This window comes from Actinoplanes sp. CA-252034, assembly GCF_050956125.1.
Taxonomy (GTDB): Bacteria; Actinomycetota; Actinomycetes; order Mycobacteriales; family Micromonosporaceae; genus Actinoplanes.
Genome location: NZ_CP191846.1, coordinates 4828583 through 4854006, shown reverse-complemented (window position 1 = coordinate 4854006; position 25424 = coordinate 4828583). Strand labels below are relative to the sequence as shown.

The 25424-nt window shown below is 73.5% G+C and carries 21 protein-coding genes and 1 pseudogene; 8 read left to right on the top strand and 14 right to left on the bottom strand.

Translation table 11 applies throughout. From position 1 onward, the window contains the following. Positions 1-5 precede the first annotated feature (5 nt). Positions 6-2000 (bottom strand): beta-1,3-glucanase family protein, encoded by a 1995-nt coding sequence (locus ACQPZW_RS21990; RefSeq protein WP_433796800.1) that lies wholly within the window; start codon positions 1998-2000, stop codon positions 6-8. A 216-nt stretch (positions 2001-2216) separates the two neighbouring features. On the opposite strand from ACQPZW_RS21990, the gene ACQPZW_RS21985 reads away from it, so the two are divergent. The 3 genes from ACQPZW_RS21985 (at position 2217) to ACQPZW_RS21975 (ending at position 4145) form a co-directional block, all read left to right on the top strand. Further along, positions 2217-3401, top strand: coding sequence for a hypothetical protein (locus tag ACQPZW_RS21985; RefSeq protein WP_433796799.1), 1185 nt, complete (start codon positions 2217-2219; stop codon positions 3399-3401). Positions 3402-3599: 198 nt separating this feature from the next. After that, on the top strand, positions 3600-3812 hold the full coding sequence (locus ACQPZW_RS21980) for a helix-turn-helix transcriptional regulator (RefSeq protein ID WP_433796798.1): 213 nt from the start codon (positions 3600-3602) through the stop codon (positions 3810-3812). Positions 3813-3998: 186 nt separating this feature from the next. Then, entirely contained in the window at positions 3999-4145 is a 147-nt protein-coding gene (locus tag ACQPZW_RS21975; protein WP_433796797.1) for a hypothetical protein, read from the top strand. 131 nt (positions 4146-4276) lie between these two features. Here ACQPZW_RS21975 and ACQPZW_RS21970 read toward each other — a convergent pair whose 3' ends face one another. Then, a complete protein-coding gene (locus ACQPZW_RS21970; RefSeq protein ID WP_433797909.1) occupies positions 4277-4402 on the bottom strand; it encodes a hypothetical protein in 126 nt (41 codons plus the stop codon). Here ACQPZW_RS21970 and ACQPZW_RS21965 point away from each other — a divergent pair. Further along, positions 4343-4738, top strand: a pseudogene (locus ACQPZW_RS21965) (3-keto-disaccharide hydrolase); the annotation flags it as partial. The gene ACQPZW_RS21970 and the pseudogene ACQPZW_RS21965 sit on opposite strands and share 60 nt — an antisense overlap. A gap of 35 nt (positions 4739-4773) precedes the next feature. Then, positions 4774-5316, top strand: coding sequence for an FG-GAP repeat domain-containing protein (locus ACQPZW_RS21960; protein WP_433797908.1), 543 nt, complete (start codon positions 4774-4776; stop codon positions 5314-5316). Between the two features lie 70 nt (positions 5317-5386). Here the strand turns inward: ACQPZW_RS21960 and ACQPZW_RS21955 are convergent, their stop codons facing one another. From ACQPZW_RS21955 to ACQPZW_RS21925, 7 genes are all read right to left on the bottom strand, one after another. Further along, positions 5387-5686, bottom strand: coding sequence for a hypothetical protein (locus ACQPZW_RS21955; protein WP_433796796.1), 300 nt, complete (start codon positions 5684-5686; stop codon positions 5387-5389). 28 nt (positions 5687-5714) lie between these two features. Then, positions 5715-6206, bottom strand: coding sequence for an N-acetyltransferase family protein (locus ACQPZW_RS21950; RefSeq protein ID WP_433796795.1), 492 nt, complete (start codon positions 6204-6206; stop codon positions 5715-5717). A gap of 48 nt (positions 6207-6254) precedes the next feature. After that, entirely contained in the window at positions 6255-9821 is a 3567-nt protein-coding gene (locus ACQPZW_RS21945; RefSeq protein WP_433796794.1) for a tetratricopeptide repeat protein, read from the bottom strand. Beyond that, a complete protein-coding gene (locus ACQPZW_RS21940) occupies positions 9815-9991 on the bottom strand; it encodes a hypothetical protein (protein ID WP_433796793.1) in 177 nt (58 codons plus the stop codon). The genes ACQPZW_RS21945 and ACQPZW_RS21940 overlap by 7 nt, the downstream gene beginning before the upstream one ends. After that, positions 9988-10440: a hypothetical protein gene (locus ACQPZW_RS21935; RefSeq protein ID WP_433796792.1), complete on the bottom strand. Its 453-nt coding sequence runs from the start codon at positions 10438-10440 to the stop codon at positions 9988-9990. Before ACQPZW_RS21935 ends, ACQPZW_RS21940 begins: the two co-directional genes overlap by 4 nt. 279 nt (positions 10441-10719) lie before the next feature. Next, complete coding sequence (locus tag ACQPZW_RS21930) at positions 10720-13773, bottom strand: FtsX-like permease family protein (protein ID WP_433796791.1); 3054 nt, start codon at positions 13771-13773, stop codon at positions 10720-10722. Continuing rightward, complete coding sequence (locus tag ACQPZW_RS21925) at positions 13770-16868, bottom strand: FtsX-like permease family protein (RefSeq protein ID WP_433796790.1); 3099 nt, start codon at positions 16866-16868, stop codon at positions 13770-13772. Before ACQPZW_RS21925 ends, ACQPZW_RS21930 begins: the two co-directional genes overlap by 4 nt. Positions 16869-17051: 183 nt before the next feature. Here ACQPZW_RS21925 and ACQPZW_RS21920 point away from each other — a divergent pair, with 183 nt between their 5' ends. Next, entirely contained in the window at positions 17052-17876 is an 825-nt protein-coding gene (locus ACQPZW_RS21920) for a TIGR03619 family F420-dependent LLM class oxidoreductase (RefSeq protein ID WP_433796789.1), read from the top strand. A 15-nt stretch (positions 17877-17891) separates the two neighbouring features. On the opposite strand, the gene ACQPZW_RS21915 is transcribed toward ACQPZW_RS21920, so the two are convergent. From ACQPZW_RS21915 to ACQPZW_RS21905, 3 genes are all read right to left on the bottom strand, one after another. Beyond that, positions 17892-19847, bottom strand: a complete 1956-nt coding sequence (locus tag ACQPZW_RS21915; RefSeq protein ID WP_433796788.1) for a sensor histidine kinase — start codon at positions 19845-19847, stop codon at positions 17892-17894. Positions 19848-20048: 201 nt separating this feature from the next. Next, positions 20049-20405 (bottom strand): PepSY domain-containing protein, encoded by a 357-nt coding sequence (locus tag ACQPZW_RS21910; RefSeq protein ID WP_433796787.1) that lies wholly within the window; start codon positions 20403-20405, stop codon positions 20049-20051. 125 nt (positions 20406-20530) lie between these two features. Continuing rightward, positions 20531-21208, bottom strand: a complete 678-nt coding sequence (locus ACQPZW_RS21905; RefSeq protein ID WP_433796786.1) for a response regulator transcription factor — start codon at positions 21206-21208, stop codon at positions 20531-20533. Positions 21209-21270: 62 nt separating this feature from the next. On the opposite strand from ACQPZW_RS21905, the gene ACQPZW_RS21900 reads away from it, so the two are divergent. Then, positions 21271-22608 (top strand): sensor histidine kinase, encoded by a 1338-nt coding sequence (locus tag ACQPZW_RS21900; protein ID WP_433796785.1) that lies wholly within the window; start codon positions 21271-21273, stop codon positions 22606-22608. Positions 22609-22639: 31 nt separating this feature from the next. Here ACQPZW_RS21900 and ACQPZW_RS21895 read toward each other — a convergent pair whose 3' ends face one another. Continuing rightward, entirely contained in the window at positions 22640-23206 is a 567-nt protein-coding gene (locus tag ACQPZW_RS21895) for a TetR/AcrR family transcriptional regulator (protein WP_433796784.1), read from the bottom strand. Between the two features lie 96 nt (positions 23207-23302). Between ACQPZW_RS21895 and ACQPZW_RS21890 the strand changes: the two genes are divergently transcribed. Then, positions 23303-24247, top strand: a complete 945-nt coding sequence (locus ACQPZW_RS21890) for an NADP-dependent oxidoreductase (RefSeq protein WP_433796783.1) — start codon at positions 23303-23305, stop codon at positions 24245-24247. Positions 24248-24284: 37 nt separating this feature from the next. Here the strand turns inward: ACQPZW_RS21890 and ACQPZW_RS21885 are convergent, their stop codons facing one another. Further along, positions 24285-25262: a glycoside hydrolase family 26 protein gene (locus ACQPZW_RS21885; RefSeq protein WP_433796782.1), complete on the bottom strand. Its 978-nt coding sequence runs from the start codon at positions 25260-25262 to the stop codon at positions 24285-24287. Between the last annotated feature and the right edge of the window lie 162 nt (positions 25263-25424).

The window sequence follows — 25424 nt, the reverse complement described above, 5'->3', positions numbered from 1 at the left end:
ACTGTTCAGGCTTTCGCGAACTTCTGGGCCGCGGAGTTGTTGCAGTCCCAGATCTGCAGGCGCACGCCGTTGGCCGTGCTCGCGTTCGGCGCGTCGATGCAGCGGCCGGACTGCGGGTTGCTGATGCTGCCGTTGCTGTTGACGACCCAGGCCTGTGCCGGGTTGCCGGTGCAGTCGTGCAGCTGCAGGACGGAGCCGTTGGCGGTGCCGCCGCCGGAGATGTCCAGACAGCGGCCGAGCGTGGTCAGCGACTGGCCGGTCCATGACCAGTGCTGGTCGCGGGCGGTCAGCTGGCAGTCCCAGATCTGCACGGCCGCGCCGTCGCCCCCGGAGTCGTCGCCGGCCACGTCGACGCATTTGCCGCCCGGCGCGGCGAGGTTGGTGGCGCCGCCGTTGTAGGTGTACTTCTGGGCCGCGGAGTTGTTGCAGTCCCAGATCTGCAGGCGGGCGCCGTTGGCGGTGCTGGCGTTCGGCGAGTCGATGCACCGGCCGGACTGCGGGTTGCGGACCGAGCCGTCGGCCTGGGTGACCCACTGCTGGCCGCCGACGCCGTTGCAGTCCCACAGCTGCAGCTTGCTGCCGCCGGCGGTGGCGTTGCCGGCGACGTCGAGGCAGCGGCCCAGCGTCTGCAGGGTGCCGTTGCGCAGCGTCCAGTGCTGGTCCTTGGCCGCGGCCTGACAATCCCACAGTTGTACGGCCGCGCCGTTGCCGCCGACGTCGTCACCCGCGACGTCCACACACTTGCCGCCGGGGCCCGTCACGGCGTACCCCGTCGTCGAACCACCGCCACCGCCGCCACCGCCACCGCCACCGGTGAACGGGGAGAGGGTGACCCCGGCCGAGGTCGGGTTGTTGGAGTAGACCAGCGATTCCTGGGCCTGGACGTCGTCGAAGGCGAACGCGTACGCCTTTCCGTCGGCCATGTTCGCGTGGATGATCCGCGCGTACTGGTTCGCGGGGTTGCTCTTGTAGAAGTCGGACGGCGTACCACCCGGTTGGGTGTCGATCGTGCCGAGGGTGCCGCGGTTGAGAGCCGCGCAAAGGGTGCGGGCGATCGGGCCGACGACCAGGTCGTTGGGGGCGTGCAGGTTGCCGTCGCAGCCCCAGACGTGGGCGCTGGTCGGCTTGTTGAACGAGGCGACCTGGGCGCCGGAGGTGTTGGTGAAGACCATGGTGTTGCCCGAGGTGCGGCCGAGGAACCGGGTGTTGGGCTGGTCGCCGAACGGCACGACGGTCAGGGTCTTGCCGGTGTAGGCGTTCCAGGCGGAGTTGATGTACGAGTCGAGGTAGGTGCTGCTGAACAGGCCGGCGTCGGCGGCCTTGCCGGGCGCGAGGACCCGCAGGACGGTGCCGTCGGAGCGGGTGACCACGGTGTTGGCCCAGCCGGACTGCCCGCGGATCTGGTCGATGACGTTCTGGCGGCCGTTGGCCACCACGGTGCCGGTGCTGCGGCTGCCGTCGGTCCCGGTGACGCTCACCGCATGGGGTACGGCGAACATGTCCACCTGCGAGCTGTTGAGCCACAGCCCGGCGTCGTTGTAGGTGAACTCACTCCAGTCGAACAGGATGTCGTGGTTGGGATCACCGGACGCCCAGGGCGCGGGCTGGACCAGTCCGTCGGGCGTGAGGAAGAACTTCAGCTTCTGGCCGAGGGACATGTACATCCGGCCGGAGAAGTTACGCGGGAACCGCACGGTGGTGCTGCCGCCGTTGCCCGGGCCGCCGATGGAGACGTCCGGCGCCGGCGACGGGGGGAGGCTGCCGGCCGGCCAGGCGTTGAAGGCGCCGCCGGCGGTGACGTAGCCGAGCCGGCCGGTGTTCAGGTTCACGCCGATGACGTACAGGTAGACGGCGTCGCCACGGCCGGTGATGTTGTTGACGGTGACCGGCAGCAGGTCCGGTCCGACTGCGGCGGCGGGTGCGGTGGTGGCGACGGCGACGATCGGTATCGCCGTCAGGATCGCCGCGAGGGCGGTTAACAACCTGTTACGCGTGGACATGGGGACTCCCGGGGTGCGGTGGAGGGGGCCCGCTCGACCTGCGAGAGAGCGCTCTCAGAGCATGTCCAAGCTGTTAACAGTTGTCAATGCTTACAGTTGTCGATGCGGGCCCGTGTCATCACATGGCGAACCCACCGGCGGGCCGGGGGCACCGCCCCGTCGCGGTGACGGACCCTGTCCACGGGGTTGTACAGTCGGCGGCCCGGAGGAGGGCCGATGACCGACGCCGAAGACCTGCGCATGGCCGCCGGACGGCTGCGTGACCTGACCCGGCCGACCCCGGAGCAGATCCGGGAGCTCGGCTCGATCCTGTACGGGCTCGGCGAGATCGAACGCGGCGACGGACGGTTCGACCGGGCCGTCGCGACCCTCGACGAGGCCGAAGGGGCGTACGGATCGCTGGACCCCGGCCCCGACGTGGCGCAACTCGTCGCCGACGTCGTGATCCGCCGGGCCCGCGTGCACGCCGAGGCGATCCATCCCCTGTCGGCGATCACCGACGCACAGAAGGCCGTGCTCGGCTGCCTCGACCTCGCCGCCGGACCGGCGCGCTCCCCCGCCCGGCTCGCCGTGGCACGGGTCCTGGCGCACGCCGCCCACGTGCAGCTCGCCGTCGGCGGCGACCCGGACCTCGTCGCCGGCGCGGCCGACTTCGCGCTCCGCGAGATCATCGGCGGCCTCGGGCCGGGCGAGAGCCTCCCGCTGTCGCCGGTCGACGCCGGCACGGTCGCCCTCGCCGGGAAGATCGCCGCGATCGTGCACACCGCCGGCGGCCGGCCCCAGCTCGCCGCCGCCGCGCAATGGCTGGCCGGCATGGTGTCCGACGACCCGGTCGGGCCCTCCCCCACCGACGTGCAGCGGGTTCGCGACCAGCCGACACTCGCCGCAGTGCTCACCGAGACCGGCAACGAGCGGTATCTCGGCGTGCTCACCGCGCGACCGACCGACGTCCGGCTGCTCGTGCCCGCCATGCGGGTGGGCACCGGCGCCGCCGCCGGATACGGCACGGTCCTCGGCGACCTGCAGCTGGAGACGAGCGGCCCGGCGGAGCTGCTGGTGGGCCTGGAGTCGCACGCGCTGTTCGCCTGGGCGTCGCAGCAGGGCGACGTCACCATGCGCTACCAGTTCCGGACGTTCGGCCTCAAGTGGCTCGCCGCCGTCGTCAACTTCGGTCAGCGCTACGCCGAGGAGGGGCTGTGGCCGGCTGCGACCGACGCCGCGGCCTGGCTCACCGGCATCGTCGGGCAGCTGATCCCCTTCACCCTCTTCGACGCCGACGTACGGCGCGACGTCCTGTCGATCATGGATTGGCAGGAGATGATCTACCACAGCTCCGGTGATCCCGAGGCCGCCGCACGGGTGGCCGAGGCCCGTGCCTCGATCCGCTCCTCCGAGCCCTGACACAGTCGTCGAGCGGGTCGCGCCCGACACCGGGTCCGGGCGCCCTTGCCGCCCCTCTACAGGCGGCAACCGAACCCGGACCGGGCACACCCATCGCCCCGGCGGCGTCCCATCGAGAACACCGCGAGCGTGGCGTCAACATGATGGGTGACAACTGGCACCGTGACACCAGCTAGTCATTCAACTATAGTCACAAGCATGGCAGCCAAGGTGATGCGGTTCATGGGCGCGCACGAGATCCGTGAGCGCCTCGGCGGCGTGAGTCGTCAGCGGGCGTATCAGATCACCGCCCGCGCCGACTTCCCCAAACCCGTCGCCGCCCTCGGCCAAGGGAAGGTCTGGGCCGGCGAGGACGTCGAGGCGTGGGTGCGGGAGCACCGCCGCGGCCAGGCCGAGCCACGCGGGATGTAGGGCACGATTACGACCCGTCGCGCCGGGCATTGTCGACCGCGAAAAGCGGCGCGACCATTTTCGGGCACGATCAAAGGCTCGGCCGCCAATGGCAAGCCGAGCGAATTCTGCGAATCAACTCATTCGCGATAAAGGTGCTTGCCTTCGATCTTCCGGTTCGTCGCCGACTGATCCGGCCGTGACGACGTGTTCCGGGTCGAGAGCCTGGTCGGGTCCGCACTCGAGACGATCTGCTTCGAAGTTCTCGGGCCGCGCGGGTTCGTGACCATGGACCTGCCGAACGTCTTCCTGGTGCAGGGCGCGGACCGGGCCGTCGTCGCCAAGGCCACCTAGGACGGCGCGACCGAGACGGTCACCGTGCCACCGAACGGCTTCGAGGCGATCGGCGGCGGCAACGCCACCCACACGCTCGTCGAGTTGCGGGTGGCCGGCAGCGAGCCGTCGCCGGCCGGCCCGGCCGCCGCTCAGCCGTACCTCGCCCGGATCGAGACCGGCGGCCGGGCCTGCAGCGCGGCGCTGGTCGCGGCACAGTGGCCGGCCACCACCCGGACCCGCTTCGTGCCGACGGCGGGGCGACCCTGCTGCGTCACACCGGTGGGCGCACGCCTTCGTCGTACACCCTGCGGGCCGATGGGAAGGCGACCTCGGCCCGATCGGACGCCGGAGTCGTCGTCGGCGTCCCCACCGGAGGCTCCGACGCGGCGCGCGGCGTGGAGGTCCAGATCAGGCCGGACGGCTCCGGCGCCTCGGCGACCGGCGCGATCACCGGCCGCAACGCGCCGTCGGCCGACGCGCAGCGCCCGGCCGGCTCGTGGAACGCCTTCGAGATCACCGTGGCCGAGCGGCACGTGACGGTACGGCTCAACGGCACCGTGGTCAACGATTACCAGGTGACCGATCCCGCACTGGTGCCGGCGTCCGGGGCGATCGCGCTGCAGTCGGACCCGGCCGAGCCACCGGTGTGGTCCCGCAACATCCGGCTGCGGGCCGACGCGGCGCCGTTCTCGGCCGGTGTCGTGCCGGTGCTCTACGACTACGGCAACAGCCTGACCCCGGCTGTGGCAGCTGCAGGGCGTCGGGGGCCGGCAGCCGCCGGTCACCCGGGCGGATCGCCTGGGACTCGGGGGCCGGCAACGGGGACGCGGCCCGCAGCAAGCCGGTCAGCGGCGACTTCAACGGTGACGGGCGGGCGGAGATCGGCGCGTTCTACAACTACGACGGGGCCACGACGCGGCTGTTCGTCTTCGACGACGTCGCCACCGCCGCGACTCCCCGCCAGACGTGGGACTCCGGTGCCGGCAACTGGGGCGGTACGCGCGCGAAGTACGTCGCCGGGGACTTCGACGGCGACGGGCGCACCGAGATCGGCACGTTCTACAACTACGACAACTCGCTGATCCGCCTGTTCGTCTTCGACGGCATCGGCGGCGCCGCGGGAGCCCGCCAGGTGTGGGACTCCACCCGGGGCGGCTGGGACTGGAACCGGACGATCACCGTGACGTGATGACCGGCGGGGCCCCCGATCCGCCGGGGTGCCCCGCCGTCGTCACCGGCGCCCGGCCGCTGGAGCAGTGTCAGCAGCCGGCCGGCGACAGAGCCCGCGGCATGGCCCGGCCGGATCGGCTCCGCAGCGCGGCGCCCGCAGCGAAGGCGGCGCACCCTGCCGCCGCCGGCCACACCAGGACGAGGCTCTCCTCCGCCGGCACAGCCGTGCCGGACGGGGTCAGCCGGGCGGTGAGGGCCGCGAACCCGCCTCCGGCCAAGGCGCCGCCGACCACCGCGGCATTGTTGTGGAGGGCCGCGGCGATGCCGGAGCGTTCCGCGGACGCCTCCTCGACGAGGACCGTCGGGAGGGCGCCCAGCGGCCGGAGCATCGCCGTCATCGTGAACGGCGGCCCGGCATCAGCCACGAGCGGCCACGACGGACTTGACATAGCGGTGGCAGGGCACGCTCACGGCGCCGCCCGCGGCCGGGGCGGCATAGTCGAACGGACCGCTGTCGGACCAGCCACTGCGCTCGTAGAAGCGGCGGGCCCGGGCGTTGCCGGCGACCACCGCCAGCCAGGCCGTCTCGTGCCCGGCCGCCGCGACCTGACGCTCGGCCTCGCCGAGCAGGGCGCCCGCGACGCCGCTGCCGCGGCCCGGCGCGGCGACGAAGACCTGCTCCACCTCATCACCGGAGACGGTCACGAAACCGGTGATCCCGGCATCCGACAGGGCCACGGTGGTACGCGCGATCATCGCGGCCGCACGGATGCGGAAGCTCTCCGGAGTACGCACGGCCACCAGCTCGTCCGGCACGTGACCGAGATGCCCGTCCCGCCACGCCGACACCCAGACCGCGGCCACCGCGGGGGCGTCCTCGTCACGGGCCGGACGTAGGTGCACGGTCATCCGCCGACCGTACCCCTGAATCGCCGTTGGCGGGCCCGCGGTGGCGCGTCAAGCGGTGAGCCCGTGCTCCCGCGCGGCCATGTCCCGGATCAGCGCCAGGACGGGCCGCAGGGCCGCCGGCGCTTCGGCGAGCACGCGCTCCAGCGACGGCAGCTCGGCCGCGAGGATCGAGGCGAGCGGACGCGCCAGCCAGGCCGCCGGCTGGTGCAGATCGTGCAGGACGGTACGCGACTTCGGGGCGCTCCACCGGTGCCCACCCGGCGGGGGCAGATGACCACCCATCACGACGTAACGGCCGTCGGGGGACGCCTTCAGCGCCATCAGACCGCGGGAGGGTACGGCCGGGGGCCGGTGGATCCGGCGCAGGGTGCCGGAGTCGAGGAGGTACGCCCGGCCCTCGCTGAACGCCCAGCCGCCCACCGCCCGCCAGGCCGGGACGACGAACAGGCCGGTCAGCCCGGGAGTGTCGACGGCGGCTTCGGGACGCAGGCCGGACACGTCCAGCCGCCACCGCACCAGGCCGCCGCGCGTCCCGGCGGTGAACAGGGTGGCCGGGCCCGCGAAGGCGGCCTCGGCGACGGTGCCGAGTGACTCCGGGACGGCCGCGGCGCCGAGATGCCGCCGTAGCCGCTCGTCGGTGACGGCCAGCACCGATCCGTCGCTGACCGCCACCATCGTGCCGGTGCCGTCGGCCGCGAGGACGGAGGCGCGCCAGAGACCGAGCCCGGAGAGGTTCACGTAGCGCATCGCCCGGGGATCGCCGCCCACGTACGCCGCCGGCGCGGAGCCCAGCCCGAGCACCACACCCGACGCGGTGGCGATCACCGTGCAGTCGACGTCCAGCGGCACCCCGGGCAGCAGCGGGTCGGTCAGGCCGTTGCGGTAGAGCACCAGCGGGTCCCGCAGGCCGGACCGCAAGGCGACCACCTGATCGCGTGCCGGACCGGCGAACGACAGGTGATCGGCAGGCCCCCGGTAGAGCTCGGTGACCCGGGACCCGGCCGGCTCGTGGACGTGCAGGGTGTACCCACGGTCCGGCGCCATGACCAGTTCCTTGACGACGAGCGCGCCGCCGTCCGCCGCGAAGGCGACCTGATCGGGATGGCCGAACACGAACGGCATCTCACGGCCCGGGTCGGGGCGTACCCGTGGCGGTCGTGTCCCGGCCAGCCGGGCGGCGAGCACGGAGTGGCCCGGCGGCAGGTGCCGGGCCAGTTCACAGGCCTCGGTGATCGGAACCGAGCGGATCAGCTCCCACAGTCGCGGCCAGCTCTTCTCCCGGGCGAGGTCCCGGCCGGCCCGGAGGATCTCCGCGGCCGGCCGCCAGGGCAGCGGCTCCTGCTCCGGCTCGCCCGGCGGTGGCGGTGGCCCGTCGGGGGCCGCCCGGTTCACGACCTCGGGCGGCGCCATGTGGTGCGGGACCCCGATGCCGTCGAGCCACGCGTGGAAACGCTGCTCGGTCGTGTCCGCCTCGGCGTTCGCGGCGGCGGCCTCGCCGTGCCGGCCGGCCAGGGTGGCGATCCGGCCGAGCCGTCGCAGAGCCTCGGCGAGAGCGAGGACCCGGCCGGTGGTCGGCGACTCCCGGGCCAGGTCACGGCGGGCCGCGGCCCCTTCGCGGGCGGCGTCCAGCGCCTCCGTGACACGTCCCGGCCGTGACAGAGCCTCGGCGTACAGGCCCAGGGCCACTGCGTGGTTCTCCCGGTAGGCGGACGGGTTCGCGGTGGCCAGCCGGCGCAGGATGGTGACCGCCTCCTCGACCACCGGAAGCCGGTCACCCGGCCCGCCCGCATCTCGCAGGAACGCGGTGAGGTTGCCCAGCGCGAGGGCGAGGGCGGCTTCGTACGCGTCCGGGTCCTGATCGGCGAGACGGCGCCAGATCCGCACCGCACGACGGGTCGGCTCGACGGCCTCGTCAGCGCGCCCGGCGCCGGCCAGCGCGCCGCCCAGATTGCCCAGCGCGACGGCGAGTCCGGCCTCGTCGGTGAGGCGCTGGTAGACGGTCACCGACTCGGACAGGACGGCGACCGCGTCCGCCTCCCGGCCGGTTCGCATGTAGAGGCCACCGAGGTTGGACAGGGTCAGCGCCAGATCCCGCTCCTGCCCGCCGGCCCGGTTGATCTCGACCGCCTCCAGCAGCGCGCCGAGGGCCTCCGCGGACCGGCCGGCCCGTGCCCGGGCGTTACCGAGGTTGGTCAGCGTGGCGGCGAGGTCCGCGGTGTGCTCCGGGCCGAGGCCGCGCCAGGCCCCGGCCGCCTCCTCCAAGGCGGCCAGCGCCTCCTCCGAGCGGCCCAGCCGGCCGAGGAACCCGGCGAGATTGACCCGGGTACGCGCGTGGGCCGCCGGTTCGTCCGGCCGGGCCAGGTGCTCCCGGGATCGGCGTGCGCCGAGCGCGGCGACGCCGGTGTCCAGGTCGGCCGGTGTGCTCGGCGGCAGCGCGCCGGACACGTCGGCGATCAGCTCCGTGGGCAGGTCGGGCAGGTTGGCCAGGGCGGTGAGCACCGGGCTGCCGGCGTCCGCGGCGAGCTGGGGCGTGTCGTGCAGCAGCGGGTAGAGGTGCCCGGCCGCGACGTGCGGCCAGCGCTCGGCCGCCGCGACGAGACGGCCGAGCCCGCGCCCGCCGTGACCGAGAACGGTCCGCAACACCGACGGCGCCCAGGGCTTGGCCGGGTGGGCGCCCCGATGGCCGGGCAGGCTGAGCGCCACGAAGTCCTCAGCGAGACGGTCCGGGAAGAGCGGCTCCAGAACGGTGTCCCGGGCGGGATCCGGCGGAGGGTACGACGCCGCGTGCGCGTCGAGCAGCTCCGGCGCGAGGGCCAGCGCGTCGAGGACCGACCGGCCCTCCGCACGCGGCAGCGCGCCGGTCAGCGCCGCGGTGAACACCACCCGTTCCAGGTTCTCGCCGCCGGTCCGGGCCCAGTACGCGTGCTCCCGGTCGAGCAGATAGGCGGTGAGGTCGCCCTGATCGGTGGGCGGGCGGACCCCACGGGCGTGCGCGTCGACGGCGACCAGCGCTGCCACGTGCACCGCCAGGGTCAGCCCGTCACCCTGCGCGTCCGGTGGCCCGATCACGTCCGGGTCGTCGATGCCGTAGCGGGCGGCGAACCCGTCCCGGGCGGCGGCGAACATCCGGGCTCGGGCGTCACCGGTGTCCGGCAACCCGGTCAGGTGCTGTGCCGACGTGTGGGTCCGGTCGTTGGCGAGGATGCCCCGCACGGCCGGCCACGCGTCCGCTGTCCGGGCCTGCAACAGCACCCGGGTGGGCAGCGCGTCGCGGTGCAGCAGCGCGTTGCTGAACAGCCAGGCCAGATGGCTCAACGGCCACAGCTCGGCGTAGTCGACGATCAGCAGCAGCCCGGCGGCCCCGTCGGTGCGCAGGTCCTGGCTGCCGGGCGGCGGGAGGACCGTACCCACACCGGGAGTAGCGGTGACCACCGACCATCCGGCGGCCCGGCAGTCGGCCGCGAGCCGCGCGGCGAGCCGGGTCTTGCCCTGCCCGCCGGGCCCGTGCAGCCAGCGGGCTGCCGATCGGGTGTCCAGGTCGCACCAGGCGCGCAGCTCGGCCCGCTCCCGGTCGCGGCCGGTGAAGTCGACCACCGCGAACCGGGCGTTCAGCATCCGGCTGGGCAGCTCGCGCAGGAACGCCGGGTCCGCGGCCGGAGGGGGCGCCAGCTCTCCAGCAGGTAGAGCGGCCGGCCGTCGCCGAAGACGTGGATGTCCGCGCCGACCGCGCCGTACGCGAAACCGCCCTCGGCCCGCACCACCTGCCGCGCGGCCGCCTCGGTCATGCCGGTCGCGGAGGTGCCTCGTCGGAGTGGTAGTGAACGTGGACGCTGCTGCCGTCGCCCTGCGCGCCGAGCGCGATCCCGCCCTGGTGGGCGGTGATGTGCTGCACCCACTGCCGGGCGCTGACCGGCAGCCGCGCCTGCACCTGCCCGCTGACACCGGCCACGTCGTCGGCGATCGCCGGATCCTCCTCGATCAGGTCGGCGAGCCGGGTCTGCCAGACCGGGATCAGCCGCTGACGGACCTCGTCCCGGTCCACCGGCGACGTCTGCTCCACCTCCTCGGCGAGCGCGTCCAGACGACGCTCGGTGAGCGGATCCGCATCGGCGGACCGGCGGCGCAGCAGCCGGCCGAAGCCGTCACGTGCCGTCCCCCACGCGTCGGTGGCGGCCGCCCCCACCAGGGCGGCGGCGCCGGTGGCGGCGAGTTGGGCGAGCCAGGCGGCGTCCATGACGTTCCTCCCCGTTGCGCGGAACCTCACGGTATCGCCGTGGTCAATACCCGGCCCGGCGGGCCTCCACCATGGAGGAAGGGCGTCCACGTCGTCGTTCTCGACGTCAGCACCACGTACGCCACGCGGGCACACCCGGTACCGGGTGTGGGCACCATCGCCGCCCCTCCAACGGCGATGAACGAACCCGGATCCGCCAGCCGCCCCCGGCCCGAGCCGGCCGGCGGGCCGCCGATGTCCGCCGCGTGCACCGTCAGCGTCAGCGTCGCGCTGCCTGTGTCACAGCGTCACACGCCGGCGCAGGTCGCGTCCCGTTGCGACGGCCACGGCTGTGAGCACCAGCAGGACCGCCGCACCCACCGCGAGCAGCACGGTGACCCGCGGCCAGCCGGGCAGTGGGAGGTCAGGCGGGTACGGTCCGGCGAGCGGCAGGGCCCAGCCGGTGACCAGCCACGCGATCGCCGCTACCGGCAGTCCGATCACCACGGCGACAGCGACCAGTGCCGGGTACGTCCACAGCATCGCCTGTCCGGCCGGGCCGGGACGCAGTCCCTGGGTCCGCAGCGCGGAGAGGTCCTCGACCCGGCGGCGCCGGTCCACCGCTGCGGCCAGCACCAGTGCGCCCGCTCCCAGTAGTACGGCCAGCGCGCCGGCCAGCACGTGGAACCAGAGCGCCAGCGCCGGCCCCTGCTGTTCGAGGCGGCGGCGTACCTGATCGGAGCGGACGTCGGCGATGACGGTGAGACCCTGCGCCGAGACCCGGTCCAGGATGTCCGGCGGTGCCGCCGCGTTGAGCCAGATCTGTGGCGTGGTGCCGAGGCCGGCGTTCATGGTCATCCGGTCCGCGTACTCGAGGTCGACCAGGACGGCCCGGCGGCCCAGTCGGGGCACGACCGGCAGGGTCCCGGCGTCGGCGATCAGCATGGGCTTGGCGTCCAGGCCACCGATGACGTCGGCGGTGAGGCGGCCACCGGCCACGGCGATCGGGATCGGGTCCGGGGTGCTGGCCGGCTTGATCCAGACGAGCGGCGAGACGCTGACCGATTCGGTGAAGCCGAGCCGCAGGCCGTCCGGCGCCCGTGCCAGCCGCACCTCCGGGCCCACCCGCCAGTTGTTCGGGTCGGCCAGCCGGGCGGCGGGCAGCACTTCCCGGTCCGGGCCGGTGGCGCGCAAGCCCCGGAGCACCACCTCGGCGGTGATGGGGGACGTGCCGGTCCGGGCGAGCCCGATGCCGTCGATCCGGCAGCCTTCCTGGCAGACCGCGATCCTCTGCTGGTACGTGGCCGGCCGGTTCTGCAGTTCGCCGAGCTCGATCACCGCGTCGCCGATCCCGGTCAGCGACGAGACCGACACCTGGAGCCGCAGGCCTTTCGTGCCCGGTACCAGGCCGGACGCCGACACGTCGACGGCGATGTCCGGGCCGGGGAACTCCGGTGGAGCCGGCAACTCGGGGTGCAGCCGGCCGGCGACCTCGGCCGGGCCGGGTCCGTCGCCCGGCCACGCCGCGACGGCCGCCAGCCGGGTGGAGTCCACGGCCAGGCCGGGCGCGTCGGTGGCGGAGCCGCTCGGGGGCAGCCTGGTGACCGCCATGGCGAAGTCACCGTCCGGGTCGATCCGGCGCACCGCGGTCAGCAACTGCTGGGGTTGTGCCGTCTGCACGGTGAGGACCCGGTCCGCACCGATGCCGAGGGTTGTCTCGACCCCGCGGCCGGCGGCGGCGGTGTCCACCGCGCAGGTGGCGTACCCGGCTACGGCCACGGTGGCCACCAGCAGTGCGAAGAGCCGGCCGGCGCCGGGTCGGCGGGCTAGCTGCAGACCGGCCAGGGCGACACCGAGACGGCCGCGGTGCAGGGCGCGGACGGCGTACCGGCTGATCAGGGGCAGCAGGGCGCGGGCGGCGAGCAGGCCGAGGGCGAGCATCAGGATGGCGGGTGCGAACAGGCCCACCCCGGTCAGCGAGCCCTGGGAGAGCACGAGCTGGACCGAGGCGACGATGGCGAGGAGTACGGCGAGCGCCTCCGCCGCGATCGCCCACCGGCCGTTGGCGGTGGAGGGGTTGCGGCGCAGCAGCCCGGCGACCGAGCCGACGAACTGGCGGCGCTGGGCCACCATCACGGACAGCAGCGCTGCCCCCGCAGCCAGTGGTGCGTAGCGCAGTGAGCTCCAGTCGGAGGGGACGCCGCCGTCCGGGAAGACGATCGCCGCGATCGCGTCGACCAGCAACTGCCCGATCAGGCAGCCGCACAGGGCGCCTGCCAGGACCGCGATGAGGCTCTCGCCGGCCGCCAGCCACCACCGCGTCCACCATCGCGAGCCCCGCAGCGCGACGACGGCCAACTCGCTCTGCCGGCCTTCGAGGCCGTAGCCGACGGTGAGGAAGATGGTGAAGCAGGCGAGCAGGATCAGTGGCACGGCCAGCACCGGCACGAGCAGCCGCGTCGACGACTGTCCGATGTCGATGCGGTCCAGCAGTGCTGTCATGCCGGTGTCGATCTGCACCGCCGTGCCGACGTCGTCGGTGGTCTGCTCCAGGTTCTGCAGGTCGGCCCGGAGCCGGCCGAGACGGTCGGGGTGCAACGCGGCGGGGCCGGCCCGGCCGTCCATCGCCAGCGTGATCTTGCCGTGGTCCATCGTCTGCTGGGTCACCGCGGCGGTGAAGATCGGTTCGCCCGGGCCGGTCTCCGGTGTCGCGGTGAAGTAGCCGCGGGCACCCCAGAAGCCGGCACCCGGCTCGATCGGCCGGTAGGTGCCGGCGATCAGCAGGCGCCGCGGCTTGCCGTCCGGTAGCCAGACCCTCTTCTTCGGATCCGGGCTCGGCAGGGCCGACCGCAGCTCGATCGAGTCGCCTGCCTTGAGGTTCAGCCGCTGCGCCGTGTGCTCGCCGAGCAGTACATCGCCCTCGGCGGCCAGGCAGCGGCCGGTCAGGATCTGCAGGTGGGCGCAGACGTCCTGGCGGTAGACGAAGAGCCCGGCGTTCGCCGGGTTCGCGTCGATGCCGATGACCCAGTACTCCGCCGAGTAGACGTAGGTGAAGCCGGGCAGGGCGATCAGCGCCGTGGCCACGTCGCCGAACTGCAACCCACCCTGCTCCGCCGGGCTCGGGACCTGGGTGTCGTCCTCGGTGGCGACGCGCTCGTCCTGCACCGCCCTCGCCACCAGGCCGAGCTCGTTCGGCTCGGCGGTGGCGATCTGCCCGACGGCGACGGCACGGTCCACCGCGATCAGATAGGCCGGCGCGGCGACCGCGGAGGTGACCGCCAGCAGGCCGAGCAGTGCCAGGGTGACGGCCTGCCCGCGGCGGTGCCAGAGCATGACGAAGACCAGCGAGATCATCGAGCGTCCTCTTTCGGATCGGCACCGCGACCGGCCGCGGTGCCGGCCGGCACGCCCCCGGCTTGCCGGTCGGGCGGCGGTGCCGCGGGCGGCGCCGAGCCGGGCGCTCGCAGGCTGCGAAGGAGCGGCAGCACCGACAGCCATCCGGTCAGGCCGAGCACGACGAGGGCGATCAGCGCGGACAGCGCGAGCATGGCGCCGCTGAGCGTGGCCGGCGGCGGCAGCACCGCCCAGCCGTCGGTGAACGGTGGCACGACGATCCGGGTCAGCGGCCCGACCAGCGCGGCGGCGAACACACCGACCGACAGACCGGCCAGTACGAGGGCGGCCGTCCCGGCATGACCGATGGTGACCGCGACCGGGGCGGGTAGTCCCTGCAGGCGCAGCGCCTCGAGTCGCCCGCGCAGCATGGGCCGGTCGACGGCGACAGCGACGGCTGTCGTGGCCGCGGCGAGCAGCAGCGCGGCCACACCGGCCAGCAACCCGAACCGGGCGACGGCCGCCGGTCCCTGGCGGCCGAGGTCGACGGATCGTTCCGCGACGCTGTCGTCCGTGATCACGGTGAGCCCGGCCGCGGTCAGGTCGGCCACCAGGCCCGAGCGGGCGCCGGCGGAGAGCCAGACCTGGAACTCCCCGGGCGGCTCGCTCTCCCCCGCGACACGGCGGGTGGCGTCCAGGTCGACGAGGATCCCGGCCGTTCCCAGCCCGGGCAGGGCCCGCGCGGTGCCGGCGACCCGCGCCGGGACCTGGCCGAACGAGTTCAGCAGCGGGTCGGTGAGCCGCCAGTCGGCCGGAGGCTCGCCGGCCAGCACCACCGGCAGAGGCATCGAGGTGTCGGACGCCCAGACCTCGGTGCCGCTCTCCGGCACTGCCAGCTCGTTGCGGTCGGCGGACAGCCGCAGGCCGTCGCCGGTCGTGGCGATGTCGATGGCGACGCCCCCGATGGCGGGCCGCCACCAGCCGATATCGCCGAACTGGGCGGGGTTCAGGACCTCCGCCGCCGGGCCGTCCTGCCGCAGGCTCCGCAGTGTCACCGCGGTGTCCGGCGGGAGCGGCCTCGACTTGCTTCCCCCGCCCGGTGCGGTCAGCCCCCAGCGGACCAGGCGGCAGCCGGGCGCGGCGGCGCATCCGGGCGCCGGAGCCGAGACCGTGCCCTCGCCCGTGCCCGCGACATCGAAGCCGACAGGCACCGGCAGGCCGGTGCCCTCGTGCTGGAGCAGCAGCTCGACAGTGACCGGGGTGGTGCCCTCGTGCCGCGTCCGGAGGGTCAACCGGTCGCCGGTGACCATCGGCAGCGGCTTCACGCTGCCGGCCGCCGTCGCGTCCGGGAGCAGGCCGGCCGGCCCGAACTCGGGGCGCCACTCGGCGACCGCGGCGAGCCGCGTGGTGTCCACGGCCAGCACCCGCGGGATCGTCGTGGTGTCGGCGACCACCGCCATCGCCTCCCGGCCGCCCGGATCGGCCCGCCGGACCGCCGCGAGCAGTGCCGTACGGTTCGGCGCGTCAACCTTGAGCACCCGGTCGGCGCCCAGCTCCGCGGCGCTGCGATCGGCCCGGACGGTACGGTCGGCGGCCAGCCCGCCGGCCGCCGTGGCGAAGCCGGCGACCGCCACCACGATCAGGGCGAACACCCGGTCGGCGCCGCGTTGCCGGGAGACCTGGACGGCGGTGAGGCCGAGCCGGAGCCGCCCGCCACGCAACGCCCCGCCGCCGGCCCGGTCGGCGACGCGTACCAGCAGCCGCGCGGCCAGCAGTGCCACTGCCAGCGCGGCGAGCGCGGGCGCGGCGGCCTTGAGGCCGTCCTCCGGCCCGCCGGACCGGGCCTGGTAGACCGCGGCGGCAGCGAGGGCGGCGAGCACCTGGTCGACCAGGGTGGAGCGCCAGTCGGCGCGTCCCCTCGCCGAGCGCTGCAGCAGCACCACGACCGGCTGCCGCAGCACCAGCGCCTCACCGAGGATCAGCACGAGCAGGCTGCCGAGCAGTACGGCGGCGACGGCGGCTGCGACGAGCAGCAGCGCGGGGCCCCGGTTGCCCGGGGGCACCGACCCGGCGAGGCCACCGGCGAGCAGAAGCCCGGCGGGCGCACCGACCAGCACACCGAGCAGCAGCGGCACCAGGTGTTGTCCCCAGGCCAGCCGCATGAAGTCGCCCCGGCTCACGCCGCGCAGTTTGAGCAGCGCCAGGTCGTTACGCCGGTCCCGGCCGGTGCAGCGCCCGGCGATCCCGATCGCGAACCAGGTGAGGATCAGCGTCTGCAGGCCGGCGGTCAGAACGCCGCGGCGCACCGTGTCCCGGTCCTTGGCGATGCGCTCCAGGACCGTGTCGATGCCGGTGATCATCCGCAGGCGGTTCAGGCTCAGCCGGGCCTCGGCACGGGCCAGCGCGGCACCGAGGAGTTGCGCGCCGTCGCCGCCGCGGATCAGGTCCGGCGGGACCTGGACGTCGTAGGTGAGGGTCGGCTCCGGGAACTGGGTGGAATCGAACGTCTCGATCGGTGTGAAGACCGGGTCCAGTCCGGGGTCCTCGGCCCGGAACAGCGGATTGCTCCAATACGGGTCCGTGGGATCGCGCATCGAGTAACGGGCGACGACCGTGAACGGGAACGGGGTGCTCAACCGGTCTCGCAGGGTCAGTTTGTCGCCGGTCTCCAGCCCCAGGTTCTGGGCGGTGGTGTTGCTGACCGCGATCTGGAGGGGGCCGGACGGACAGGGCCCGTCGAGGCGGACGTGCCGGCAGAGGTCGTCCCGGTAGGCGACCGCCATGTTCGCGTCTTCGCCGGCCCGGGTGACACTCAGCCGCTGCTGGATCCCGCGCACCGGCTGGTCCAGTGAACTGGAGAGCTCACCGGCGGCGAGGTCGGCGAACCGGCGGAGCGCGTCGGCCGCGCCGTTCTGGGTACTGGCCTCGGTCTGGATCGAGACGTTGCGCTGGGCCGCCGAGGCGGCGTTCAGCTGCGCCTCGGCGGCGCGGGTCGTGGATGCGTAGGCATACCAGGGACCGGCGGCCGCGACGGCGGCGGCCAGCGCGGTCAGTACGAAGATCGCCAGTACCTGCGCGGTTCGCGCCCGGACCGCGTCGAAAACGAGCGCGAACAAGCTCTACCCTCCCCCGATCACGGGCAGGCTACGCGATGGCCACAGCGCGTGGGGGGCACTGCGGTGAAGCGCCGGCCCTCGAGAGTCCTGTGACGTCGGCGTGCCTCCATCATGGACCGCCGGCCGCCGGGATTCCGTACTGTACTGATCAAACGCCCATGTGACGTAGAGGTGGTCGATCAGATGAAGTTCGGGCTGTACGGGCTGCACCGCGACCGCAACGTCGACCCCGGCCTGATGGCGCGCCGGGCCGGCATGGCCGAGGAGGCGGGGTTCGAGTCGTTGTGGGTCGGCGACCACATCGCTCTGCCGGCCGGGGAGGGCAACCCGCCCCGGCTGGAGGCCCTGATCACGTTGACCTACCTCGCGGCGATGACCAGCCGGGTCCGGCTCGGCGTCGGCCTGATCGTGCTCCCCCAGCGCCAGCCGGTGCTGCTGGCGAAGCAGATCACCTCCCTCGACGTGCTCTCCGGCGGCCGGCTGACCGTCGCGGTGGGCGCGGGCTACGTCGAGCCGGAGCTGCACGCGATGGGTGTGACGCTCGCCGAGCGGGGCGCCCGGACCGAGGAGTATCTGACCGTGATGCGGGCGCTGTGGGACGCCGCGCCCGAGTTCGACGGCCGGTTCGTGTCGTTCTCCGGCGTGGTGCAGCATCCGTCGCCGGTCCAGCGCCCGCACCCGCCGATCGTGGTCGGCGGCCACTCCCCCGCCGCGTACCGGCGGGCCGCCCGGCACGCACACGGGTGGTACGGCTGGGGCCTGGACCCCGACGGCACCGCGGAGGCGCTGCGCACGCTGGCCGAGGCGGTCCGCCGCGAGCAACGGCCGGTGGACCTCGGCGAGCTGGAGATCACGATGACCCCACCCGGTGTGCCCGACCTCGACACCGTCCGCCGCTACGCCGAGGTGGGCGTGGACCGGCTCATCGTCGATCTGGAGGGCATCGACGACGACGCGGTCGACGGCGTGATCACCTCGATCGGCGAGACCCTCGTCGATCGGGTCTGACCGGCCTCGCCGCGGTCACCGGGGCAGGTGGAACTCGACCTCGGTGCCCTGGCCGGGACCGCTGTGGATCGTGGTGGTGCCGCCCAGGTCGGTGATCCGGCCGCGTATCGACTGGGCCACCCCGAGCCGTCCGGCGGCTGCCGCCTCGGTCAGGCGCTGCGGCTCGAAGCCGGCTCCATCGTCGCGCACGGTCACCCGTACCCCGTCCTGCTCGTCCTCCAGCAGGATCCAGGTCCGGGCGTCCGGGCCGGCATGCCGGGCGACGTTGTCCAGGGCGGCCCGCACCGCCGCCAGCAGTTCGGCCGCCGTGGCGGCCGGCATGGGCACCGTCCCGGCCGGCGTGGAGACCTGGATCCGCGGGGTGGCCAGCGCGTTCAGCACCGCCCGCAGATCGGTGTCGGCGCGCGGGCCCGCCGGGGCGGTCGCGCCGCTGAGAAGGTTGCGCAGCGCCACCTCCTGCTCCCCGGCCAGCGCCGCCAGCTCGGTGCCGCCCTCACGCTGCACCAGGGCCAGGACCTGCAGCACACCGTCGTGGATGGGGCGGGCCAGGCGGTCTCGTTCGGCGGCGGCGGCCTCCTGCCGGATCTGTTCGGCGCGTTTGCGTTCGGCCCAACGCTCGGTCAGGTAGTGGGCGACGCCGAGCCCGGTGATCGCGGCTGCCGCCACCAGCATGAGCACGGCGGAGTGGGAGAGCGAGCCGGTCAGGTACGGGAGCCCCGACGGGGGCCGGCCGCTCCGCATGTCGATCACCTGGAGGGCCGGCACACCGGCCATGGTGAGCACCGCGGCGATCGGGCCGAGTACGGCCGGGACCGCGCCGCGCGGCGCCAGCACGTGGGCGATCGCCGCGAAGGACGCGGTCACCGCCGCGGCCGCCAGCACGAGCATCACCAGGGCGGGCACGGTTCCCGGGTCGTGCACCAGCCGCTGCGGCGCGCCGCCGGTGCCCTTGTCGGCGATGAACATGACCAGGGCGGCGCCGACCGCGAGGCTGCCCGCGGCGGCGATCCGCCACCGGGTCACCGCCGCCGCGATGCCGATCGCCACGCCGGCCACGACACCGATCAGGCCCGCCGGCCCCGCGGCGGTCAGCGCGGCATAGCCGATGATCAGCGGGTACCACGCGGCGACCTGCACGGTGGCGGCGGTGAGGGCGCCGGTCAGCCCCCACAGGCCGGTCAGGGTGGCGCAGACGGTGACCACCACGAGCGTCACCACGCCGACGATGGCGGCCTTCTCGGTGCCCCACGCCAGGCTGAACCAGCTGATGCCCAGGAGCCGGGCCAGGCGCTCGGTGGGGAACAGCGCCAGCGGCAGGACGATGAAGGCCGCCGCCCCCGCCGCGATCACGAAACGCAGGCGCCGCCAGGACCAGAAGCCGGCGCCGGCGGGACCCGCTGCGGCCCGATCGCCGTGCCGCAGCGCCCGGAGCACCGGGCCGACGGCGGCCAGCGCGACGATCAGCAGGGCGGCACGCCCGAGAGTGAGCTCCGGGCCGTACCGGACGCCACCCTCGTCGAGGATGCGTGCCAGCGCGTCCCCGGCCGGCACGGCACCGGTGCCGAGCCCGGCCACCGCCACGCCCAGGGCCGTCGCCCGGCTGGCGAGCAGGCTCTGCGCCGCGGCGAGCACCCCCACGACCAGCAGGGGGAAGGCGGCGGTGGACAGGTGGTAATACGGCAGGGCCGAGGAGTCGGGCAGCAGGTCCGGCCAGACGATCGTGGTGCTGATCAGGCCACCCGCCACCAGCAGGTACGGCCACCAGCGCAGCAGGCACAGGGCCACCACGGTCGCCATGGTCGGGATGAGCGGGAAGACCAGGCCGCGCGAGTCGTAGTAACCGTCCGGGCCCTGCACACCGAGCATCGGCGAGAACGTGCCGCCGAACGCGGAGGAGGAGGTCAGCATGATCAGGAGGCTGCCGCCCAGCCCGCCGAGAGCCGACCACCATCGCAGGAACCGTTCATTCATGCCGGTGATCATGACGGATGGGCCGGAGCCGCGGCGCCCCGGCGCGGCCGGTGGGGAGGAGAGGTGACTCACCCGTCGAGGATCGTGGAGACGAGGGGCCGCGGGCATGAGTACTACTACTCAGGTCCCGGCCGCTGATCAGCTCAGACCGCGCCGCCGCCGCGGCCGCCTCATGGAGGGGTCCGTGGTGGAGCGGCGTGCTCAGTCGTCGCCACCGCCGCCGAGGATCGCCCCGGTCACCGCGTCGACGTCGACCTTGCGCTCGTCGCCGTCCAGCGCGAACTCGACCTCCCAGATCGGGCCCCCGGATCGTTCGTCGAGCTCGGCCTCCAGGACGCGGGCGCCCGGGAAGCGGCGGGTCACGACGGCGGCGGCCTGAACGGCGTTGACCGGCCGCGGCCCGAATCTGGCGTCGAGCTCCGGATCGATCTCGATCTCGAAACCGGCGGCCGTGTTCCGCTGCCGGCCGGAGTCGTCGGCCACCGCCAGCGCGGTGCCCGCGCTCAGCGGCACGACGACGCCGGCGACGGTGATCGCGATCAGCAGACTTCTGCGCATCGGTTCCTCCAGACGATGTGGGCCGCCACTGTCGGCGGCCGATCACGTCAGGCGGTACGCGCGATCGCCGGGCCACGGATGCGGGCCTGCCACAAGCCTGGTCGTTCCCTGGACGATTCCTGGATCTACGATCCCCCGCCGCCCGGCACGACCAGCCGGAACCCGATCCCCCGCCGGTTCTCGATCCATTCGGGGCCGCCGAGTTTGCGGCGCAGCGTCGCGACGTGGAAGTCGAGGGTCTTGCCGCGCCCGAAGAAGTTCGGCTCCCACACCTGCTCCAGGATCCGGCGCCGCTCCACGACCGCGCCCGGATCGGCCGCCAGCAGGGCCAGCAGGTGGTATTCCTTCGGGGTCAGCGCCAGCGGCACACCGGACAGCGACGCCTGCCGGGTACGGTCGTCGATCGTCAACGGCCCGAGCGGGTTCGCCGGGGCGCTGACCTGCGCCGTGACCGTGCGGGTGCGGCGGCCGACGGCCCGCATCCGGGCGACCAGCTCGCGGGTGCTGAACGGTTTCGGCAGATAGTCGTCGGCCCCGATCTCCAGCCCCAGGACCCGGTCGGACTCGTCGCCGCGGGCGGTCAGCATGATGATCGGGACGTCGCTGACCTGCCGCAGCCTGCGGCACACGTCGATGCCGTCGATGTCCGGCAGGCCCAGGTCCAGCAGCACGAAGTCATGCAACGGCGCGGCGAGCGCCTGCGCGCCGGTGCCCACCCGAACCGTGGTGAAACCGTACCGGCTCAGCCCGTCGACCAGGGGCTCGGCTATCGACTCGTCGTCCTCCACCAGCAATACCCGCATGCCGGACCATACGGAGCGGGGCGCCGCACGGTTGAACCCGGCCGACCCCGGCGTGCGTACCGATGCCTGTGATCCGCCGCCTGCTGCTGACGTACCTGTCGCTGACCCTGGTGGTCCTGGCCGGCCTGGCGTGGCCGTTCGGCTACGTCTACCAGCGCGGCGAACAGCAACACGCCCTCGCCCAGCTCGAACACGACGCCGAGACGCTGGCGGCGTTCATCGACACCGCCCTGCGCACCGACCACGGGAGCCAGACCGTCTCCCTGGTCCACGACGCCGCCCGGCGGTGGAACGCGAGCATCGACCTGGCCGACGCCGACGGCCGCACGGTGGCCACCACCCGGCCCGACGGCATTCCGGCCCCGGATCTGAGCCGGGTGCTGGCCGACCACACCCCGGTGATCAGCGGCATCGAGGGCGGGCGGATGACCGTGGCCGTACCGGTCCATCCCGGCCGGCCGGGGCAGGGCGCCCTGCAGGTCAGCGTGCCGAGCGCGGCGCTGACCGCCCGGATCCACCAGTTCCACCTCGTGCTCGGCGGCGTCAGCGTCGTCGTGCTGATCTGTGCGGCGCTGCTCGCCGTCGCGCTCGCCCGCTGGATCGGCCGGCCCGTCCGCGAGCTCGAGCGCGCCACCCGCAGCCTCGCCGACGGCGCCACCACCGCGGCGTCGACGACGACCGGGCCGCCGGAGCTGCGGCGGCTGGCGGTCACCTTCAACACCACGGCGGTACGCCTCCAGCAGCTCATCGACGCGCAACAGTCCTTCGTCGGGCACGCCTCCCACCAGCTCAAGACTCCACTGACCGCGCTGCGGCTGCGGCTCGAGAACCTGGAGCCGGATGTCACCGGCGGCGGTGAGGCCAACCTGCGGGCGGCCCTGCACGAGGCCGACCGGCTGGCCACGCTGGTGGACACCCTGCTGGCGATGACCCGGAGCGGCCACTCGACGGTGCCCGCCGAGCCGGCCGCGATCGGGGACACGGTCGCCGAGCGGGCCGCCGTGTGGGCGCCGGTCGCGCAGGATCGCGGCGTCTCCCTGTCGGTCAGCGGTCCGGACGACCTGACCGCGAGGGTGATCCCGGGCGCGCTCGAGCAGATCCTCGACAACCTGCTCGCCAACGCCCTCGACGTCGCCCCGCCCGGCTCGACCGTCACGATCTGCTGGGACAGCGACGGCACGACCGTCGAGCTCCACGTCATCGACGCCGGGCCGGGGCTCACCCGCACCGACCGGGACCTGGCGCTGCAGCCGTTCTGGCGGGCGCCCGGCGCACCCCGCGGCGGCACCGGGCTCGGCCTGGCGCTGGTCCGCAAACTCGCCGAGGCCGGCGGTGGCCGGACCCGGCTGGACGCGGCCGAGCCCACCGGCATCGACGCCGTGGTCGCGCTGCCGGTCTGATCACCGGTCGCGGGGCGGTGGGGTCACCGGGTCATCGAGGGTGGATGCCGGTCAGGGCCAGGGTCAGCAGCCGCTCGGCGCCGGCCGGGTCGCCGGTCGTCTCGGCGGCCAGCGCGATGGCCGTGACGAGGGTGAGCAGGTCGGTGAACGCGACATCGGGCCGCACCGCGCCGGCCTGTTGCGCGCGGGTCAGCAGCGACCGGCCGGCTTCGTCGAGCATCACGTGGCAGCGGTCGTCACCCTCGGTGGCCGGGCCGGTCGGCAGCAGTGACAGCGACAGACCCCGGTGGGTGACGGAGTAGACGGTCAGCGCCCGCAGCCACGTCGTGAGCGCCGGGCCGGGATCGGCGTCGCCCAGGGATCGGGCCTGATCGCACAGGGCGGTGATGCCGTCCTCGAAGACCGCGAGCAGCAGGGCCCTGCGGGACGGGAAGTGCCGGTGCAGGGTCGCCGAACCGACCTCGGCGAGCCGGGCGATCTCCTCCAGCGAGCCGTCGGCGCCCTGTGCGGCGAAGACCGTCTCGGCGGCGGCGACGATCCGCTCGTAGTTGCGCCGGGCGTCGGCGCGCAGCGGCCGTCCGGGAGTGGCTCTCGTCACCGGCACCACCTTTCACCGCTAAATGGGGTGTCCCTCCGGTTAGTGTAGCGAGCACGAAGTGGGGTGGTACCCCACTTACGCAGAATGGAGAAGGCCATGCGCGCAGTCCGCTACGACACCTTCGGGCCCGCCGACGTGCTCCACGTCGCCGACCTGCCGGATCCCCGGCCCACACGAGGTCAGGTCCTGGTCCGGGTCAGGGCCGCGGGAGTCGGCGGCGGCGAGACCGCGATCCGCGCGGGACGGCTGCGGCGGGTCATGCGACACCGGCCGCCCGCCGGAGTCGGCAACGAGTTCTCCGGGCACGTCGAGGCCGTCGGTGACGGCGTGCACCACTTCCGCGCCGGAGACGCCGTCTGGGGGCTCATGCCCCATCTGACCTTCGGCAGTACGGCGGAGCTGGTGGCCGTACCCGAGAGGCTCCTCGCCCTTGCCCCCGCCGGTGTGGACCTGCTGGAGGCCGCCGCCCTTCCGTCGGCCGGGACCACCGTCCTGACCGCTCTCACCGAGACCGTTCGCCTTCGGCAGGGGCAACGCCTTCTGGTACGCGGAGCTGCCGGTGGCGTCGGCAGTCTCGCCGTTCAGCTCGGCCGGTCGATCGGCGCGCACGTCACCGCCCTGGCCGGCGCGCGCCACCTCGACCGGGTCCGGGAGCTGGGCGCCGACACCGTCGTCGACTACCGCACCGCCGTCCCCGAGGCGCTCGGCGCGTTCGACGTCATCCTCGACGTCGTCGGCTCCGACCTGCCCGTCCATCGCCGGCTGCTGGCGCCGGACGGTCGCATGGTTGCCCTCGCACTCGACCCGGATGCGCTGCTCAGGACGTTCGTGTTCATCGCCCGGCACCGCAACGTCGTCACGTTCAGCAACAATCCGTCCGCGCAGCGCCTCGCCGATCTGACCCGTCTCGTCGAGGCCGGTGCCCTGCGGCCGGTCGTCGACACCGTCTTCCCGATGGAGCGTGCCGCCGACGCGCACCGCAGCCTCGAAGCGGGCGGGGTGCGCGGCAAGCACGTGATCGAGGTGTCCCCCACGAACTGAGCCGCCATCCCGGGGTGGGGTGGCGGCTCAGTACAGGTCAGCTCAGCTTGACGTTGAAGATCGGGTCGGCGGCCAGCTTCTTGAACGCGGCCAGCCCCTTCCTGGTGCTGTCGATGCTGATGTCACGGTTGCCCTGATCATCGCGCTTGGTGTCGAAGTGCACGATCGCCTTGATCGCCGGGCGCTTCTTCAACTCCGGCACCACACTGTCGTACACCGCCGACTTGTCCGTGGTCTTACCGATCCGGTGATACCCACCCCACTCGGCGACCATGATCGGCTTGCCCCGGTGCTTCGTGGTCGCCCACTCGTAGAACCCCAGACCGCCGCCCTTGGGCTCACGATCCAGCAGATCCGCGAACGTGCCGTAGTGGTAGTAGCCCTTCTCCACCGACACGTACGAGTCCAGACCGATCCAGTCGACCACGTCGTCGCCCGGGTACAGGTCCTTCCACCACGACTGCGCCATCCACTTCTCGTTACCCATGTACGCCATCACGTTGACCACGTTGCCGGCACCCTGCGCCCGCAACCGCTTGATCGTGTGCCGGTACATCGCCGCGAAATCGGCGGCCTCCCAGCCGGAGCCCTTCGCCGGCTTCACATCGTTCTCCGGCTCATGATTGAGCACCAGGAACGTCTTCTTGCCGTACGCCTTGATCCGCGCGGCGAACGCGTCGATCCGCGCGTTCTGCTCACCCCGGGCGACCTTGGCCCAGTTCGACCCGTAGGCGATCTTCCAGTTCAGCAACAACACCCGCGGCTTGGCCGCATCCGCCGTCATCGCGATCTCGGCCTTGGTCGGGAACGGCTCATCACCCTTGTGATAGGTGTGAAAGATCGTCGCGGTCCGACCCGACAACGACTCCCAGTTCCTGTGCTCCAGGTCACGAGGCTTGCTGGTGAACCCACCAGCCGCACCACCCCACATCACCCCACACGACGCGACGAGCAGCGCATCGGTAGCGCACACCGGCGCCGCCACGGCGGCGGCCGGCGACACAACAGCGGTCACACCCGCGATCACGGCGGTCAGAGCTGTCAACACCATCGGCAGCTTGGCGCGTCGCAAAAATCTCTCCCCCGGTTGTCCGGCCTCGATATCGGCCGGGCATGAGAAAGAGATTCCAGGTCACCAGGTGCAGGCCCCGTGCCCGAACCGGTGCCGACCGGTAGC

Excerpts from the sequence above, each read along its gene's own strand:
- ACQPZW_RS21890 (WP_433796783.1), top strand. The coding sequence starts at position 23,303 with ATGCGCGCAGTCCGCTACGACACCTTCGGGCCCGCCGACGTGCTCCAC.
- ACQPZW_RS21955 (WP_433796796.1), bottom strand. The coding sequence starts at position 5,686 with ATGCTCCGGCCGCTGGGCGCCCTCCCGACGGTCCTCGTCGAGGAGGCG.
- ACQPZW_RS21945 (WP_433796794.1), bottom strand. The coding sequence starts at position 9,821 with ATGCTGAACGCCCGGTTCGCGGTGGTCGACTTCACCGGCCGCGACCGG.
- ACQPZW_RS21915 (WP_433796788.1), bottom strand. The coding sequence starts at position 19,847 with ATGAATGAACGGTTCCTGCGATGGTGGTCGGCTCTCGGCGGGCTGGGC.
- ACQPZW_RS21990 (WP_433796800.1), bottom strand. The coding sequence starts at position 2,000 with ATGTCCACGCGTAACAGGTTGTTAACCGCCCTCGCGGCGATCCTGACG.
- ACQPZW_RS21910 (WP_433796787.1), bottom strand. The coding sequence starts at position 20,405 with ATGCGCAGAAGTCTGCTGATCGCGATCACCGTCGCCGGCGTCGTCGTG.
- ACQPZW_RS21930 (WP_433796791.1), bottom strand. The coding sequence starts at position 13,773 with ATGATCTCGCTGGTCTTCGTCATGCTCTGGCACCGCCGCGGGCAGGCC.
- ACQPZW_RS21950 (WP_433796795.1), bottom strand. The coding sequence starts at position 6,206 with ATGACCGTGCACCTACGTCCGGCCCGTGACGAGGACGCCCCCGCGGTG.
- ACQPZW_RS21940 (WP_433796793.1), bottom strand. The coding sequence starts at position 9,991 with ATGACCGAGGCGGCCGCGCGGCAGGTGGTGCGGGCCGAGGGCGGTTTC.
- ACQPZW_RS21900 (WP_433796785.1), top strand. The coding sequence starts at position 21,271 with ATGCCTGTGATCCGCCGCCTGCTGCTGACGTACCTGTCGCTGACCCTG.
- ACQPZW_RS21980 (WP_433796798.1), top strand. The coding sequence starts at position 3,600 with ATGGCAGCCAAGGTGATGCGGTTCATGGGCGCGCACGAGATCCGTGAG.
- ACQPZW_RS21920 (WP_433796789.1), top strand. The coding sequence starts at position 17,052 with ATGAAGTTCGGGCTGTACGGGCTGCACCGCGACCGCAACGTCGACCCC.
- ACQPZW_RS21935 (WP_433796792.1), bottom strand. The coding sequence starts at position 10,440 with ATGGACGCCGCCTGGCTCGCCCAACTCGCCGCCACCGGCGCCGCCGCC.
- ACQPZW_RS21985 (WP_433796799.1), top strand. The coding sequence starts at position 2,217 with ATGACCGACGCCGAAGACCTGCGCATGGCCGCCGGACGGCTGCGTGAC.
- ACQPZW_RS21905 (WP_433796786.1), bottom strand. The coding sequence starts at position 21,208 with ATGCGGGTATTGCTGGTGGAGGACGACGAGTCGATAGCCGAGCCCCTG.